A 14,966-nucleotide genomic window follows, 5' to 3' on the forward strand; every position below is an offset into this window, starting at 1 on the left:
CTATTCGTATATCTCGCTTCTATACCGGAAGCAGCGGAGCCCCGGTACGTTGTCGACCGGGGTCAGAACAGGCCGGGGACCAGAACGTACGTCAGTAGCATCCCGAACAGGCCGGCGAATACGGCGAACAGCGCCATTGGGATGATCGCTTTCCGCAGGAGGTCGCCTTCACGCCCAGTGATTCCAACGACACCACAGATAGCGGCCACATTCAACACCGAGACCATGTTTCCAAGGCCGCCGCCGACGTTCTGCAGGCTGACGGCGATCACCCGGGAGACGCCGACCGTCTCGGCGGCGTTGTACTGGAGTACGCTGAAGAGGATGTTCGAGGACGTGTTGCTCCCCGTCATAAACGAGCCGATAGCGCCGATCCACGGCGAGATGAGCGGGAGTAGGCCGCCGGCGCCCATCGCGAGCGCACGGCTGAGGGCCTCCATCATGCCGAGGAGATCGGCGGTGTTCGTCTGCGACTGAATCATTATCTGCGTCATCGAGACGGCGATAATGAGCGTGAGGGCGGCCGGAGCGATCTGCTGGATCGACCGTCGCCACGCTGCCCCCATCTGTGTGGTGTCCATCTTGTGAAGGAAGCCAGTGAGAATCGCGATGGGGATGAACGGCATCGTTCCGGGAAGATAGAGGTACTGAAGGGTGTATCCAAGTTCAGTACCGAGGATCGAATCGAGACCGACGGAGAAACTCTGGATCCAGTCAAGGACAGCGACGCCGGCGACGGTGAGGTCCGGCCACCGCGTGACGAGCAGTGCGAGCGCAACGAGCAGATACGGTGTCCACGCCAACAGCACGGACATCTCCTGTTTGGGTTGATCACGGGACACCTCGTCAAGATCGAGGCCGCCGAGCCACGTGTCGCTCCATGTCGATTCCTCGGGGAAATCCCACTGGTCATCAGGGATGAGGATATCGTTGTTTGCGAGCAGGAGACCGATGCCGAGCACCACGAACCCCGCGGCGATATCGGGGAGTGCAGGCCCGACGAACCACGCGATTACCAGCTGTGTGCCACCAGTGACGACGCCGAGTACGAGCGCGAACGGCGCGATGGGGAGAGTACTACGCATGGCGGCTCCAATGCTGCGTTCACCGTCACCGCTCCCGAACCAGTACGTCAGGAAGAACACGCCGAGCAGTCCCCAGAACACGTACGTCAGTCCCGTGATGACGCCAGTCCACGCAGAGACCATCGAGAGGAACTCGGATACACTCACCGACCCGGACAGCGCTGGGTTGATGACGGCACCGGTGCCGCCGATGACAGGCGTGCCGGCGGCACCGAACGGCGGGTTCGGGGCGTTGAAGTAGAGCCCGAACACCGCAGCGGCCAATGGGGGGAATCCGAGGCCGATAAACAGCGGTGCGGCGAGCGCACCCGGGGTACCGAACCCCGCCGCCCCCTCGATGATGGTCATAAATCCGAGACCGACGAGCAGCAGCTGGACGCGCCGGTCCTCCTCGATCTGGCCGAAGTACCACCTGATAGTGGCGATGGCGCCGCTGCCTTCGAGGTAGTTCATCAGGAGGATGGCGCCGAAGACGATAAGGATGATGTCCACGGCCTGCAGCGCACCATAGATCGCGGACGCCAGCAGCCAGTTTGGTTCCATACTCCAGTACGTGAGTCCGATTCCGCCCGCGAGCAGCCATCCGACCCCCATCGCGCGGGCCGCTGACCACCGGAGTCCAGCGAGCAATACGAACGCGACGCCGATCGGAACCACACCGACGAGCGCCAATGTTAGTACATTTGACATGGTTACGGATGTCGGCTATGTTTCGTCGTCGCATAACCACGTATTTGTAACTTTCTTTCTCGTGATATAATATCCCAGATCACGGTGAGGATAGCATGGTCTATTAATAATAGAATATGATATATACTGTCGATCAGATACGGAGAGGGAAACATCTATTAGGCTGTTTCATAATCTTCCGTTATATGTCTGCCGAGCCAATCACGACCTTCGAGTCGTCCCTCGACGAGGTCGGGGTCGAACTCGTTCGGACGACGTCCGATCAGTTCGAGTCAACGCTTCCTCCGCTTCTCGACGCTCCCGCGGTCGGCACTCCGCTTCCGTTCGAGAACGTCTCCCTGCCGGACACCGTGGCGACCGATCCGACGGTGCAGGAACTCGAGGCCGCGGAAACCGGCGTCACCGCTGCCGGATACGGCATCGCCGACTACGGATCCGTAATCGTCCAGGGTGGGCCCGACGGCGAGGAGCCGGTCAGCCTCTACGCCGACGAACACGTCGCCGTCGTCGCCGCTAGCGATGTCCTACCGGACATGGACGCGACGTTCGATCGGCTCGCCGAGGACGTCCGTAGCGGTGCCGGGCAAGCCGTCATCGCGACCGGACCGAGCGCCACCGCGGACATGGGCGCGCTCGTGAAGGGGGCTCACGGCCCGATGGAGGTCACTGTCGTTCTCCTGGAGGACAGATAGATGAGCGTCGATGACCGGCAGCGGAAAGCCGAACGCATCCGCCACCTCCTCGACACCGAGGGCGACAGCGTCCACGAGAACACGCAGGTCTTCAACGACGGTCGCTACGAGTCCACCGCGGATCTGGAGGACTACGAGGGCCTCAAAGACGAGGCCCGTGCGATCAAGGAGGACGCCATCGAGCGCCTCCCCGAACTCATCGATCAGGTTACCGAGGCGGTCGAAGCCAACGGCGGCACCGTCTACATCGCTGACGACGCCGCCGACGCGAACCGATACATTACGGAGGTCGCCGACGGTCGCAACGTCGTGAAGTCGAAGTCGATGACCAGCGAGGAGATGGAGGTAAACGAGTCCCTCGAAGCCAGCGGCGCGGACGTCTGGGAGACCGACCTCGCCGAGTTCGTCCTGCAGGTCGCCGACGAGGCGCCCTCACACATCGTCGCCCCGGCGATCCACAAGTCCCGCGAGGAGATCGCTGAGCTGTTCAACGAGGTGTTCGAGCCGGAGGAGCCCCTCGAAACTGCCGAGGAGCTGACGCAGTTCGCCCGCGAGTATCTCGGGGAGAAAATCCTGGACGCCGAAGTCGGTATGACGGGCGCGAACTTCGTCACGGCGGACACCGGCACGCTCGCGTTAGTCACGAGCGAGGGCAACGCCCGCAAGTGCGTGCAGGCGACGGACACTCACGTTGCGGTCGCGGGCGTCGAAAAGATCATCCCGACCATCGAGGACCTCCAGCCGTTCGTCGAACTCATCGGCCGGTCGGGAACCGGACAGGACATTACCTCCTACGTCTCGCTTTTCACCCCGCCCGGCGACTCACCGACCTTTGGCGAGGGTGACGAACTTGGTCCCGGCGATGACCGCGAGTTCCACCTCGTGCTCATCGACAACGGTCGGATGGAGATGCGCGAGGACGACCAGCTCCGGGAGACGCTGTACTGCATTCGGTGTTCGGCGTGCGCGAACTCCTGTGCGAACTTCCAGCACGTCGGCGGGCACGCGTTCGGCGGCGAGACGTACTCCGGCGGCATCGCCACCGGCTGGGAGGCCGGCGTCCACGGACAGGACAGCGCCGCGGAATTCAACGACCTCTGTACTGGTTGTAGTCGGTGTGTGAATCAGTGTCCGGTGAAGATCGACATCCCCTGGATAAACACCGTCGTCCGCGACCGCATCAACCGTGGGAAGGACGGCGACCTCGACTTCCTCGTCGAGGGGCTCACCCCGGACGAGGAACCCGGCGGCGTCGACCCGCAGAAGCGCTTGTTCGGAAACTTCGACACGCTGGCGAAGCTCGGGTCGGCGTTCGCGCCACTTTCGAACTGGGTCGCACAAACCGGCACCGCCCGATCCCTGATGGAGCGAACCCTCGGTATCGATAGCCGCCGCGAGCTCCCGGAGTTCGAGCGCGAATCCCTCGTCGAGTGGTTCGAGGACCGTGGGTCGCGGGTGGACCCCGACGAGGCGCGCCGGCAGGTCGCGATCTATCCCGACGCGTACACGAACTACGTGCGCACCGAGCGCGGTAAAGCTGCCATCCGCGTCCTCGAAGCCCTGGACGTCCACGTCGACGTCCCGGCCGCCGGGGAGAGCGGACGCGCACCGCTCTCACAGGGAATGGTGACGACCGCCCAGGGCAACGCCGAAGCCGTCTACGACGCGCTTGCCCCCGCCGTCGCGGCAGGCCACGACGTCGTGGTCATAGAGCCCTCGGACCTCGCGATATTCCATCGGGAGTACGAACGGCTCCTCCCCGAGGACGACCACGCTGCGCTGAAGAACAACAGCTACGAGATCATGGAGTACGTCTACGGCTTGCTCGAGAACGGCGCGGACGTCGACGCACTTCCCGGCGGCGACGACGATCAGATCGCCTATCATAGCCACTGCCAGCAGCGCACGCTCGATCTGGAGCCCTACACGGTTGCGGTCCTCGAGGACTGCGGGTTCGACGTCACGACCTCGGACGTGGAGTGTTGCGGGATGGCCGGGAGCTTCGGCTACAAGTCCGAGTACTACGAGCTCAGCGTAGACGTCGGCGAGGAACTCGTCGACCAGTTCACGACGGAGGAGAATGCGGACCGCACCGTCGTGGCCAGCGGCACCTCGTGTCTCGAACAACTCGACGCACTGCTCACGCGTCGGCCTGCACACCCCGTACGGCTACTCGACACGCAGTGACGAGCCGAGAGCGGAGAGACCACAACGGGTCGTTCCTGGAGGGACTCCGTGGATGGCGGGTTCCGGGAGCGGGCATACGCTATCGGGGGTATCCGCCGTAATTGTGCGAAGAGAGTTCGTTTCGCACCCGCCGCAAAGCTGTGCGGGTTCGACGGTCTGATATAGGTAGTCACGACACTGCGGGTATGAGCCGGTTCACTACAACGATCGACGTTCGGTTCCGGGACATCGACGCGATGGGGCATGTGAACAATGCGGTGTACGCGACGTATCTCGAACAGGCGAGAGTCGAATACTTCGCCGAGGTACTCGGGCGGTCACTCGATACTACCGCGTCGGTCCTCGCATCGCTCTCGATCGACTACCGGGCGCCCGTCGAACTCGACCAGGGGTCGGTTACCGTCGCGGTCGACGTGCCGGAACTCGGCACCTCGAGTATCCCGATGGAGTACGAGATCCGAACGGAGGAGGAGATCGCGGCGACGGCGGACACCGTTCAGGTGCTGTACGATGCCGAAAACGAGGAATCGCGGCCGATCCCGTCCGACTGGCGGGGGACGATCGAATCGTATCACGACCTGTAACCGCCGAGGCTGCGAAGCCCGACGTCGACTCCTCCTGCCGTGTGTCAGTCCCCGTCCTCGGTCTCGATGGCTGGGTCGTGCCGCCGGAACCAGTCAGTCAGTTCCTCGACGCGATGGGTCGCACGCGACGGATCCCCGATGTTGTGGTGTTCGTCCTCGTAAATAACCAGCCGCGCGGGGACGTCCTGTTTTTTCACGCTGACGTAGAGCTGCTCGGCCTGGGACGGCGGGCAGCGCCAGTCCTCGCCGCCGGCAGTGACGAGGAGCGGGGTGTCGATGTCGCCGGCGCGCGTGAGCGAGGAAATTTCGCGGTACGTCTCGACGTTTTCCCACGGCATGCCGAACTCCCAATCGTGCCAATTGTGATTATCATCGGTGCCAAATGTCGAGTAGAAATCATAAATGCCGTGTTCGGGCGCCGCGGCGGCGAACTCGTCGGTGCGGGCGACGATGTGAGCCGTCGTGATCCCGCCGTAGGAGAAGCCGGTGACGAACAGTCGGTCCTCGTCGGCCCAGCCGCGGTCGACGAGGTGCTGGACGCCGCCGATCACGTCGTCGCTCTCCAGCTCGCCACGGCTCCCGTAGAGCGTCTCGGCAAATTCGCTGCCGTAGGAGGTCGAACCGCGGTAGTTGACGCGGATTACGACGTAGCCGCGCGAGCACCAGTAGGCGTGCGGGAAGTAGAACGTCGGCGCGTCGTACGACATCGGGCCGCCGTGGATGGCGGCGATAGTCGGCGCCGCGTCGGGGTCCTCGCGGTCGAAGCCGGGCGGCAGGTAGACGATGGCCTCGACCTCGCGGCCGTCCTCGTTCTCGAAGGTGACGCGCTCGGTCATCGGGTGCTCGTACTCGGTGAGGAACGATTCGTTGAGCAGCGACACGCGGGTGAGGTCCTCCTCCTCGCCGGTTTCGAGGTCGTCGGTGGCGACGGTGTAGACGTCCGATCCGCCCTTGGGACTCGCGAGCGTGCAGGTGACGGTGCCGCCGGCCAGGTCGAATCGCCCGAGGTCACGGTCGCGGCCCTGCGAGTCGAACACGCGCGTCGGGGCGTCCTCGTCGGGGTCGAGCTCGACGAGACGGGTCCTGCCCTGGTCGGCAAACGGGCAGACGATCGTGTCGTCGTCCTGCCAGCGCGGCGCGCCGAAGCGAGCGACCGTGCGATCCAGCGACGCGGAGACCGAATACGGGATCGCCGTCTCGTCGTCAGGCGCGACGTACACTTCGGTCGGCTGGTACCAGTTCGTCGGGTTGCCCGCGGCAAAGGCCAGCCGGTCGCCGTCGGGCGACCAGACCGGGTCCGAGCAGCGTTGCTCGCCGACGGTGACCGTCCGTCGCTCGGAGCCGTCGGGCGCGATGGTGAACACGTCGACGACGAGCGTATCGTCGGGGTCGTCGGCGTCGACGTCGGGAGAGTTCACGTCGACGGAGACGTACGCGATACGCTCACCCGGGCCCCACGCGGGCTGGAGCCCCATCAGGGGTTCCGAGGAGCCGGCGCCGTAGGCGTCGTCGAGCCGCCTGCGCTCGCCGGTCGCGACGTCGACGACGAACAGGTACGTCGTCACCGTGTCGGTGAAGCCGACGCCGTCGAACTTGTGCTGGAGGCGTTCGGTCTCGATCGGGCCGCCCTCCTCCCGTTGCTCCAGGTACTCCTGTTCCGCCTCGGTCGGATCCCGGGCGGAGACGACGATGCGGTCGCCGTCGGGCCCCCAGTCGAACTCCCGCACGCCCTCGTCGAAGTCGGTGACCTGTTCAGCGTCGCCGCCCAGCGACAGGTCGAAGCACCACACCTGCGTTTCGGGTCCCTCGTCCCCATCGTCCCCGCCAGTTCCGTCGTCGGAGCTGGCCTCCTCCTCGTCCGCAGCGTCGTCCTCGCGTCCCTGGCGACGGGCGTAATCGGTCTCGCGCGACGCGAGGAACGCGAGGCGGTCCCCCTGCGGCCCCCATTTCGGTGACTGCGCCTCCGAAACGCGCGTGAGTCGGTGCGGCTCGCGAGAGCCGTCGGCCGGGGCGACGTACAGCGTGCTGTGGCGCTCGTCGTCGGCTTCGTCGAACTCGTCGGCGACGAACGCGACCCGGTCGCCATCCGGGGCCACGGCGACGTCATTCGGCAGCTGGAGGTCGTAGTGGGTCTCGAGCGGTATCTCGTCCGGCATGGGGTCGCGTACCGAGCGCGGGGATTTGGTGTTCACTCCTAGGAACCAGGACAACGTGACAGCCATTCTTCTCACCGAACCGTTCGAATGTTTGGATTACCTCGTATCTTCGAGGAACACCGCGTCAAACTGTTGCGTTTTGGCGTTAGTGAGTACTTCTCGATACGCCGACGCTTGTTCGAAAGACGGTTGTACGCTCGCGCTAAGTGTGGTCTTGCCTTGGTCCAGTTGTTCGATTCGTATTCCCTCGAGCGCTTGATTCCATTTCTCGATTCAAGCGCGTTCTACTTGCTCGTCTACCGGAACGCTTGGCTGTCTGCGTCGTGAATGAACTTCGTGATACCGAGGTTAATCCCGACGGTGTCTTTCACGTCGGTGTCTTCGGCGGTAGATTTCTCGGGTGGTCCACATCATAGTCAACGATGATACGAACTGTCTAGTCACCGATTTTCTACTTTTTCAGAATGACTTCTTTGATTGTGGCGTCGTCTGGAAGTTGCCGGTGAAAATTTTCAGCCGGTGCTCTTCATGCCGGCGGCGATTCCTTTGACCGTCAGGCGGAGTGTGCGTTCTGCCTGATTGGTACGGTGGCTTTGGTTGAGAAGGTCAATCTGGAGGTAGTTGAGTGGGTCAACATAGGGATTGCGGCGGTTGAGGCTCTCTCGGAGCCACGGGCGGTCGACGAGGTCGTCGCGCTGGGTGGTGGCGAGGACGTGGCCGCTCGCATTCTCGTACTCGGCCTGGATGCGTGGGAAGAATTCCTCGCGGAGGTCGTCTTCAGCGAGGTTAGCGTACTCGCTGGCGATCTCCATCTCGGTGCGGGCAAGGCTGAGCGCGGCGTTGTCGAGGGTAGTCTGGAAGACAGGCCACCCCTCGTACATCTCGCGGAGTACTTGGAGGTCGCCGCCTTTGTCGAGGTAGGTCTGGATGCCAGTGCCGAGGCCATACCAGCCGGGAATGATGCAGCGGGACTGGGTCCAGGAAAACACCCAGGGGATAGCGCGGAGGTCCTCAACGCTGCGCTCTCCGCTTCGGGAGGCGGGGCGGGAGCCGAGGTTGAGCTGTTCGATGACGGTGATTGGGGTGGCTTGCTCGAAGTAGGAGACGAATCCCTCGGTTTCGAGGAGGTCGCGGTAGGCATCGCGGGCGGCTTCGGCCATGATGTCCATGGCGTCCTCCCAGTGGCCAGGGAGACGGTCATCTGGCTGGGTGACAGCGGCGTGCCGGGACCGGACCTGGGCGTTGAGCATCTGTTCGAGTTCGCGCTCAGCGATGCGCGGATTCCCATATGTTTCGGCGATGGCTTCGCCCTGTTGGGTGAACTTGACCTCGCCGGAGACGGTCTCTTTGGGGAGGGCGAGGAGGGCTTCGTTCATGGGGCCGCCACCACGGGAGATGGAGCCGCCGCGGCCGTGGAAGAAGCGGAGACCAACCCCATAGTCGTCGGTGATCTGGGCGAGGCGACGCTGGGCGCGGTCGAGCTCCCAGTTCGCGGCGAGGAAGCCGTTCTCCTTGTTGGAGTCCGAGTATCCGAGCATGACCTCTTGGACGCCGTCGCGGGCTTGGAGGCTCTGGGTATAGGCGTCGTTCTCGAAAAGTGTGCCCATGATGCGGCGGGCGCCGGAGAGTGCGGATTCGGTCTCAAGGAGGGGGACGATGTCGATACCGGCGTGGTCGGGGAGGCAGGTGACGCCAGCCTGGTCGGCGAGGAAAAGGACTTCGAGGACGTGGCTGGGTTCCTCGGTCATGCTGATGGCGTACATGTCAATGGCCTCGGGGCCGTACTCGCGCTGCCAGTTCTCGAGGGCGTCAAAGCGGCGAAATACGCGGCTCGCGTCGTCGTCGAGCCCCTCGGTATCGGTGAGGTCGAGGACGGGTTGGTCCTGGAGGATGGCCTCCGTGAGGAACTCCACGCGCTCACCCTCGTTCATCCCGGTGTAGTCGATGTTCTTCTGAGAGAGGGCCTGTTCGAGGGCGCCGGTGTGCATCTGCTGGTGGTCGCGGAGGTCGAGGGCGGCGAGGTGGAAGCCAAAGGTCTCGACCTGCCGAATGAGTGGGTCGACGTACTCCGTGGCGACGTCGTCGAGGCTGGTGTTCCGGAGTGCCTCGGTGAGGCGTTCGAGTTCGCCGTGGAAGGCCGCCGAATCCTCGTAGCCTCCGGGTCGGACGTCGTCGACGCGGGAGACGCGTTCGAGCATGACGGCGACCTTCTGGCGGAAGGGTTCGTCGGGGTAGCGTTCGTTCGCGCGTTCGACGACGCCGGGGACAGCATGGGCGTCGGTTTGGAGGGATTCGGGGAGGCCGTTGACATCAACGCGGGTGGCGTCCTGGCTGAGGACGCCGGCGATGTCGGCGAGGGCCTCCTGATAGCGCTCAAGGACGAGTCGGCGCTGGCGGCCGAGGGTCTTCTCGGTGACTTCGGGAGTGACGTAGGGGTTGCCATCGCGGTCGCTGCCAGCCCAGGATCGGAAGTCAAGGACATGGGGAACCTCGGGTGGATCGTCGTACTCGGCCTCGAGTGCGTCTTCGAGTTCCTCGTAGACCTGGGGAACGACGTCGAAGATGACGTTAGCGAGATACCAGTGGACATTTCGGGATTCATCAAACGGTTCCGGCCGTCGTTCGCGGACTTGGCGGGTCGTCCACAGGCTCTCGACGAGGGCGTCGAGGCGCTCGAGTTTGACTTTGCGTTCTTGGTCGGTGAGGCGACGTTCGTCGAGTTCCTTGATGAGGTCGCTGACGCGCTGGAGGGAGGCCTTCACGGTCTTGCGACGTGCCTCGGTGGGATGCGCGGTGAAGGTCGGTTTGACGCGAACGTCCTCCAGGACGCGGGCGACGGTTTCGGGTGGTGCGCCCTCGTTGGCGAGGGTTTCGACGGCTGCGCGGAGACTGTCCCCAAGGCTCCCCTCGTGTTCGCCGCGGCGCAGGGCTCGGATGCGTTCGCGTTCTTCGGCGAGATTGATGAGTTCGAAGTAGTTCGTGAACGCGCGGGCAATGTCCGTGTTGACGTCTTCTGGGTTCTGTCTGAGTGATCGCTCGAGTGGTCGTCGGTCCGGTGCGTCACCGCTACGATAGTCGATGGCGGCGGTACGGGCTGTTTCGACGGCTTCGAACGAGATATCCGATGCGTGGCCGGCGATGACATCCCCGAGAGTCTCACCGAGTTCGCGGACGTCCTGCCGCACGCTCCGACCATGTAACTCCATGCAGTCAACCCGTAATTCCATCCTAATGGATGTTTGGTTGTAGCACCGCCAGATCAACTAGATTGTGGCTCACAGCTTTCGCCGCTCTTCACCGTCGTGTTAAGGAAGAGGCGGTCAGAGTCTCAGATTCCTATGACCGAAACCGACCGCCTCAGCGAGTGTCCCGAGTGGATTAACTTTGGTTTTGTGGAGCGAGAGCGGACACCCCGCGAGATCATTGAAACGGGTATCCGCCACCATCTTGCTGGATTATCACTTCCAAATACAGGTATTCTTCTTGAGGAGTTGGGTGTCAAACGGGGTCGCACTGCAGTTCACAATTAGGTTTGAAAGGCCAATTTACAGCCAGCCGGAGTGGATCTGGGTCAACGACGAAGAGCACTCAAGGAACACTGGCTGTACGCTGCAGTCGATCCGCAGACGAACAGAATCCTTCATTCGCGGCTCTTTCCGACGTATACAATCCCGATCGGTTGAGCGTTTCTCATCGAGTTGTGTGAGAAACACGATGTCTCCGGCTCTGTGTTTCTCGTCGATGTCGCAGCCGATATCGCGGGCGCGCTCCGTCGAGAAAGGCTTGAATACCGCGTCGAGATCCACAGCTACAGAAATCAAGTCGAACGTGTCTTTCGTTCAGCCACGTCGATTCATCGACCGCGGAAACGTAGTTACAAGCCTACACCGTCTAGTGGAATCATGCCTAAGTTAACACGACCTTCTATCGAGGATATAATTTTCGGAGTAGTAACTTAATTACGTTGGAGGGATTCCGCTTGAATGCTGGTAGTTGAGTTCGTGTTCGTAGGTTGTGTCCTACTTCCGAGGGCGCTGGCTCCTTAAAACCCATAAATCGCTATAACACTATGATTCAATCACTCTAAATTCCTCAGTAGGTGCATCAGTCTCTCCCCATATTCTATTTGCCCCTCAATGGGTGAGGGGCTCGCTGTACTGGCGAGTTCCCTGAACACGGTGAGAACGATGGCAACCAGAGACATCTACGAAACGGGCTTCGACGAGGACGTCCGAACGGAATCGAGTGCGAACCAGTGTCCCGAGTGCGACGGCCGGGTCACCACGAACGCGGTCAAAACGGTCTGCGAGGACTGTGGCCTGGTCATCGACGAACAGCGCATCGATCACGGGCCGGAGTGGCGGGCGTACGACGACGAGGAGTGTGAACGAACGGGCGCCCCACTCACTGCGGCTCGCCACGATCGCGGCCTATCGACGGAGATCGGTCGCGGCACCGACGCGAAGGGGAACGAGATCTCTGGGCAGAAGCGACGGCGACTCGCGCGGATGCGCCGTGAGCAGACTCGGGGTCGCTGGCGGTCGAAAGCGGAACGCAACCTCGCACACGGGCTTAGTGAAGTCCGCCGGGTCAGTAGTGCGCTCGAACTGTCCGAGACGATCCGTGACCAGGCCTGCCAGCTCTTCCGGAGCGCTCAGAACGAGGACCTCCTGCAGGGCCGGTCGATCGAAGCGATGGCCACCGCGAGCGTCTACGGCGCCTGTCGGTGCGACGAACTCTCGCGAACCCTCGAGGACGTCACCGACCCGGCGCGCGTCGAGCAATCGCGAGTGACGAACGCGTACAAGACGCTGAATACGGAGCTTGGCCTTCCTGCCCAGCCCGTGACGCCCAGTGCGTTCGTTCCACGGTTGGCGTCGGAGCTCGACGTCTCCGATCAGATCCGGCAGCGGGCTCGGCAGCTGGCGGAAGCATCCGAATCGACCGGGGCAACCACGGGGGTTCAGCCGTCCGGGTTCGCTGCAGCCTGTCTGTACAAAGCCGGACGCGAAGACGGGCGGTGGCTCACCCAGTCGGACATCGCTGAAGTAGCGAACGTCTCAGCGGTCACCGTTCGGACCCACCGCGACACACTGGACGAACTGGCTGTCTAACGCCTCTACTGTTGATTTTCAGTTGTCTGTAGAGGCTGTCATAGAACGCTTTCAGCGAAGTTGATTTCATCTATCTCTACGGTGAACACGCCGATAAGCAAGCCTGCTTATCGAACGCGAACTCCACTGAGGTACAAGCCGCTGAGGACAAAAATGCCGCCGAGAGCAACATAGAGAATCATCGCAGTACTGGAGATACTGTAAACGGCAGGGAATGAAACACCAAATCCAATGAACACCAGTATGACCCCGAGTAGTTGCCAACCGACTGATGCCGGCACAATCCGTATCGGTCCGAAACTGCGATCGGTGTGAACAGACGGTTCGTCTGAGGTCATTCGTGTTGGTCGCTCTCGGAACGAATGGATAGTTCTTCTGTCTATGCTGAGCGATAGGTGCTTTCCCTGTACTTACCGTTTGTCGGGGTAGTCATAGACGGTGTGTGTGCCGTTTGATGACGCTCGCTGCCGAGGAGCACGATCAGTTACTCGGAAATCCGGTGGTGCCCGATCTCGTCTGATCCACAGTCAGGACATTGATCTGCGTCTGGTGGGAGCTTCGTTCCGCAGTGGCGGCACTCAACGACGACCTCCGGCTCGTCACCGGGGAGTAGCTGAGCGAGTACCGCACGGACACTCATGAGTATCCGATATTCCGGCAGCAGTGAGTTAATGGTACTGGTGCGGGATTTTCTCCGGAAATCCGGGGGTGTACAACCAGTAAACCCGCCAAAGGCTTATCTTCCAACCGGAGTGAACTCCACGTGGAAGGACCTGTCACACGCTCCTTTCACCCCTAGGCATGCCTACCGATGACTCGTCGCTTGGTCAGTGTCCGGACTGTGGCGACCCGATTACCTCTGCGTGGCTGCTTGTTGAATACAATAAAGACGACGGGACTGACGGCGTTTGGGCAGAGTGTCCATCGTGTGGAGACGTCGTCGCGCCGGAGTAGCCAGACCGCAGCCTCAAGTGGGCTTCACTGCGTATCTCGATCAGAACACGAGTAATGGAGATTCCCACCCAACTGCGGTGTCTATTCGCTGGCGCTGTCGAACAGCAAGACGGGACGTATCTCATTAAGATTCCCGAGCGCGAGATAGACCGTGGCGAGCTGCAGCAGGGCGACACGTACCGCGTGGCTGTTCTCGGAGCATCAGCCACCGACGACGCTGCCGAGACTCCCACCGACTCACAGCGCGGGCAGACGCCGAGCACGCCACCGGTTGCCGAAGGCGAGCAGCGTACCGTCGAAATCGAAGATATTGGCGATCAAGGAGACGGCATCACGCGTGTCGAGCGTGGCTTCGTCGTCATTGTCCCTGATACCGAGCGCGGCGAGCGTGTCACCGTCGAAATCACCGACGTCACTGAGAACGTTGCCTTTGCCGAGATCACCGAGCGCGAAAATCACGACTAACAATTCCCGGGTCCGATATCTGTCTGAGCGAGTGCTGGCCCGTGAGCTCGTCCTAGTAGACGATTGGTGTGGTGCAGCCACACACTCAGTGACACTTTCGGGGAGAGGGCGTTCCATATACAGTAACTACTAGTAGACTCGGAGAGAACGATATCAGTCGTATCACTGGCTCTTATTGGTGAAATCCTGGAGGTATAGTGTGCCGACGATTAACTTCTAGTGCGCTTCTCTTCACCAGTGTGTCCGGTGCAATAGCCGCTCAGTAGGTGGCGCATTTTGTATACTCACACTTAAAGAAGACAGTACAAGCTACACAAAGATAGGGCTACTCGGAGCGGAACGCTGTCACCCGTTCTACGGTAGCCGTACACTTTTTATGCGGTAGTACGTAGACTAATTCAGTATGTCACGGTCAAAGCTCATCGCAGGTGTCGCTATTGTTGCTATCATTAGTATTCTTCTCCGTCGTCGTGGAGATGGAGCAGCGGAATCCGATAACTGATTCAACTGTACTTACCGAAGCTACGCATCACATCGAGGCGGATTCTTACCAGCCTATTTGGAGTGAAACAGCCGCTTAGTCGGTGTGCGTACTGAACAGACTGCATTTACTGGGGCGTTTTGTTCCGGAGCCAACGCTCCCCACCTGCGAGGAGAGCGTACGCGACGAGGTAGAACGGTGTCAGGTAGAACACGAGGGAGAACCCCGGGGCATCACCGTGATTGTTCCAGAGTGGGAGTGTGTGACAGAACAGGAGGATGCACGCCAGTAACACGGCGGGGCTTCTCAGGTCGAATTGTAGCCAGAGCAGGATCGGGATGCCCACGGTTCCGAATCCCAGGAGTGAATACCAGAGCACAGCCCACCAGACTGGCCCATGAATGGTGGTCGAGGGAGACAAGAGGTACACGTAGCCGAGTACGAGCCCAGTGTAGACGAGACTGGCTACGGTGCTACTGAGGAGCGACCGCCCCCAGCTTTCAGTCTGTTTAACACGCCCGAGGTTCGGTCGCATATATTATGAAATGTCCGTGATTA

10 protein-coding genes are annotated in these 14,966 nt (G+C 61.6%); 6 read left to right on the plus strand and 4 right to left on the minus strand.

The window, feature by feature from the left end; genetic code table 11:
• Positions 1-62: 62 nt before the first annotated feature.
• Complete coding sequence (locus LPA46_RS10610; protein WP_211313275.1) at positions 63-1,775, minus strand: L-lactate permease; 1,713 nt, start codon at positions 1,773-1,775, stop codon at positions 63-65.
• Positions 1,776-1,960: 185 nt separating this feature from the next.
• On the opposite strand from LPA46_RS10610, the gene LPA46_RS10615 reads away from it, so the two are divergent.
• The 3 genes from LPA46_RS10615 to LPA46_RS10625 all read left to right on the plus strand — a co-directional run bounded on the left by LPA46_RS10615 (position 1,961) and on the right by LPA46_RS10625 (position 5,238).
• Positions 1,961-2,467 carry a LutC/YkgG family protein gene (locus LPA46_RS10615; protein ID WP_006183376.1) on the plus strand — a complete coding sequence of 169 codons (507 nt, stop codon included), beginning with the start codon at positions 1,961-1,963 and terminating at the stop codon, positions 2,465-2,467.
• The gene (locus LPA46_RS10620) at positions 2,468-4,654 is read left to right on the plus strand and encodes an LUD domain-containing protein (RefSeq protein WP_006183375.1); all 2,187 of its coding nucleotides are present in this window, start codon (positions 2,468-2,470) and stop codon (positions 4,652-4,654) included.
• A 185-nt stretch (positions 4,655-4,839) separates the two neighbouring features.
• The gene (locus LPA46_RS10625; RefSeq protein ID WP_006183374.1) at positions 4,840-5,238 is read left to right on the plus strand and encodes an acyl-CoA thioesterase; all 399 of its coding nucleotides are present in this window, start codon (positions 4,840-4,842) and stop codon (positions 5,236-5,238) included.
• A gap of 44 nt (positions 5,239-5,282) precedes the next feature.
• Here LPA46_RS10625 and LPA46_RS10630 read toward each other — a convergent pair whose 3' ends face one another.
• Together LPA46_RS10630 and ppc are read right to left on the minus strand one after the other, a co-directional pair.
• Positions 5,283-7,394, minus strand: coding sequence for a S9 family peptidase (locus LPA46_RS10630; RefSeq protein WP_230892481.1), 2,112 nt, complete (start codon positions 7,392-7,394; stop codon positions 5,283-5,285).
• 512 nt (positions 7,395-7,906) lie between these two features.
• On the minus strand, positions 7,907-10,600 hold the full coding sequence (ppc, locus tag LPA46_RS10635; RefSeq protein ID WP_230892482.1) for a phosphoenolpyruvate carboxylase: 2,694 nt from the start codon (positions 10,598-10,600) through the stop codon (positions 7,907-7,909).
• 981 nt (positions 10,601-11,581) lie between these two features.
• Between ppc and LPA46_RS10645 the strand changes: the two genes are divergently transcribed.
• From LPA46_RS10645 to LPA46_RS10655, 3 genes are all read left to right on the plus strand, one after another.
• Positions 11,582-12,508: a transcription initiation factor IIB gene (locus LPA46_RS10645; RefSeq protein WP_230892483.1), complete on the plus strand. Its 927-nt coding sequence runs from the start codon at positions 11,582-11,584 to the stop codon at positions 12,506-12,508.
• An 801-nt stretch (positions 12,509-13,309) separates the two neighbouring features.
• Positions 13,310-13,462, plus strand: coding sequence for a phage terminase large subunit family protein (locus LPA46_RS10650; RefSeq protein WP_230892484.1), 153 nt, complete (start codon positions 13,310-13,312; stop codon positions 13,460-13,462).
• 54 nt (positions 13,463-13,516) lie between these two features.
• On the plus strand, positions 13,517-13,927 hold the full coding sequence (locus tag LPA46_RS10655) for a TRAM domain-containing protein (RefSeq protein ID WP_230892485.1): 411 nt from the start codon (positions 13,517-13,519) through the stop codon (positions 13,925-13,927).
• 608 nt (positions 13,928-14,535) lie between these two features.
• Here the strand turns inward: LPA46_RS10655 and LPA46_RS10660 are convergent.
• Complete coding sequence (locus LPA46_RS10660) at positions 14,536-14,943, minus strand: hypothetical protein (RefSeq protein WP_230892486.1); 408 nt, start codon at positions 14,941-14,943, stop codon at positions 14,536-14,538.
• Positions 14,944-14,966 lie beyond the last annotated feature (23 nt).

Source organism: Halobacterium sp. KA-6, from assembly GCF_021029015.1.
Classification (GTDB): Archaea; Halobacteriota; Halobacteria; order Halobacteriales; family Halobacteriaceae; genus Halobacterium.

What these genes read in the sequence shown, in the direction of transcription:
- LPA46_RS10610 (WP_211313275.1), bottom strand. Translation starts at nt 1,775, where the DNA reads ATGTCAAATGTACTAACATTGGCGCTCGTCGGTGTGGTTCCGATCGGC.
- LPA46_RS10615 (WP_006183376.1), top strand. Translation starts at nt 1,961, where the DNA reads ATGTCTGCCGAGCCAATCACGACCTTCGAGTCGTCCCTCGACGAGGTC.
- LPA46_RS10620 (WP_006183375.1), top strand. Translation starts at nt 2,468, where the DNA reads ATGAGCGTCGATGACCGGCAGCGGAAAGCCGAACGCATCCGCCACCTC.
- LPA46_RS10625 (WP_006183374.1), top strand. Translation starts at nt 4,840, where the DNA reads ATGAGCCGGTTCACTACAACGATCGACGTTCGGTTCCGGGACATCGAC.
- LPA46_RS10630 (WP_230892481.1), bottom strand. Translation starts at nt 7,394, where the DNA reads ATGCCGGACGAGATACCGCTCGAGACCCACTACGACCTCCAGCTGCCG.
- ppc (WP_230892482.1), bottom strand. Translation starts at nt 10,600, where the DNA reads ATGGAGTTACATGGTCGGAGCGTGCGGCAGGACGTCCGCGAACTCGGT.
- LPA46_RS10645 (WP_230892483.1), top strand. Translation starts at nt 11,582, where the DNA reads ATGGCAACCAGAGACATCTACGAAACGGGCTTCGACGAGGACGTCCGA.
- LPA46_RS10650 (WP_230892484.1), top strand. Translation starts at nt 13,310, where the DNA reads ATGCCTACCGATGACTCGTCGCTTGGTCAGTGTCCGGACTGTGGCGAC.
- LPA46_RS10655 (WP_230892485.1), top strand. Translation starts at nt 13,517, where the DNA reads ATGGAGATTCCCACCCAACTGCGGTGTCTATTCGCTGGCGCTGTCGAA.
- LPA46_RS10660 (WP_230892486.1), bottom strand. Translation starts at nt 14,943, where the DNA reads ATGCGACCGAACCTCGGGCGTGTTAAACAGACTGAAAGCTGGGGGCGG.